Here is a 1,324-nt window from a genome sequence, read left to right on the forward strand (position 1 = left end):
GGTGTGGTCCGTACCCGGCTCAGACCGTGACCAGCGCCTCCAGCGGGGCCCCGGCGAGGTGCGGGGTCAGCCGCTCGCGGCCGGGCAGGAAGCCCAGCTCCATCAGTACGACCACGCCGGCCAGCTCCGCACCGGCCTCGCGGACCAGGTCGAGCGAGGCGCCCAGGGTGCCGCCGGTGGCCAGCACGTCGTCGACCACCAGGACGCGCTCGCCCGGCGCGAAGGCGTCGCACTGCACCTCGAGGGTGGCCGAGCCGTACTCCAGGTCGTAGGAGCGCGCGAAGACCTCTCCCGGCAGTTTGCCCTGCTTGCGGATCGGCACGAAGCCGAGGCCGGCCGCGACCGCGGCCGGCGCCGCGAGCACGAAGCCGCGGGCCTCCAGGCCGACCACCTTGGTCGCGCCGAGCGCGGCCGCACGGTCGGCCAGCGCCCGGGTGAGCGCGCCGAAGGCCTCGGCGTCGGCGAGCAGCGGCGCGATGTCCTTGAACAGCACGCCGGGCTTCGGATAGTCGGGGACGTCCTTGATCCGGCTGGAGAGCAGCTCGGCGAGGGGCGTGTCCTGGGTGGTCACTGGAGGATTCCTTCGGTCCGCTGGGCCGGCACGCACCGGCCCGGCCGCCCCAGCCGCGGGACGCCGACCGGTCGGCCGCACTGTCCGACCTTACCGGCCGGAGGGGTCGCTCCCCATCCTTGCCGCGGCGCTCGCCGCAGGCTCCGGCCCTGCTCGCACGCCGCTCGACACGCCGACCGCACGGGCCGGGCACGGCGAACGCGCACCGCCTAGCACCCCAAATGGTTCGCCGTCAAATAATCCGGAATATGAATTCCGCTTTTCCGGGCACCCGATAGCCGCTTGCCCGGAAAGCGAGGGTGCGCTTACGATCGACCTCGGAACACCCGCTGCACAGCAATGTTCTCGCACCTGTCGCCACGGTAATTGAAAAACAATATGGGGGGAATTCACATGCGTCGCACGGCAAAGACCGCCGCAGTGGCCGCGATCGCCGCCGCGTCGATCCTCGGGACCAGCGGGGCCGCCGGTGCCGCCGAGGTGTCGCCGCGTTCGTACCACAGCGGGACGTCGGGCTGCTTCAACTGGTCGTGGTCGGACGGCAATGTCTCGGCGACCGTCTACTACCACAACGTCTGCAGCAGCACCCAGACAATCGACATCTGGTGGCGGACCGGGAGCGTCCGGACCCTGCGCGCCATCAGCGTCGGCGCGGACGGCCATGGCTCGCACAAGGAGAACGGCACCGTGGACTCGATCCAGGGCTGAGAAGCGACCTGACATGCGACTGCCCGACCCGGAGTAATCCGGGTC

At 70.9% G+C, this 1,324-nt stretch carries 2 protein-coding genes; one reads left to right on the forward strand and one right to left on the reverse strand.

The window, feature by feature from the left end; translation table 11 throughout:
- Positions 1–19: 19 nt before the first annotated feature.
- The gene (locus ACFV0G_RS39410) at positions 20–571 is read right to left on the reverse strand and encodes an adenine phosphoribosyltransferase (RefSeq protein WP_380558765.1); all 552 of its coding nucleotides are present in this window, start codon (positions 569–571) and stop codon (positions 20–22) included.
- Between the two features lie 393 nt (positions 572–964).
- On the opposite strand from ACFV0G_RS39410, the gene ACFV0G_RS39415 reads away from it, so the two are divergent.
- Complete coding sequence (locus tag ACFV0G_RS39415; protein ID WP_380558768.1) at positions 965–1,279, forward strand: hypothetical protein; 315 nt, start codon at positions 965–967, stop codon at positions 1,277–1,279.
- Positions 1,280–1,324: the final 45 nt, after the last annotated feature.

Source organism: Kitasatospora sp. NPDC059571, from assembly GCF_042735675.1.
GTDB lineage: Bacteria > Actinomycetota > Actinomycetes > Streptomycetales > Streptomycetaceae > Kitasatospora.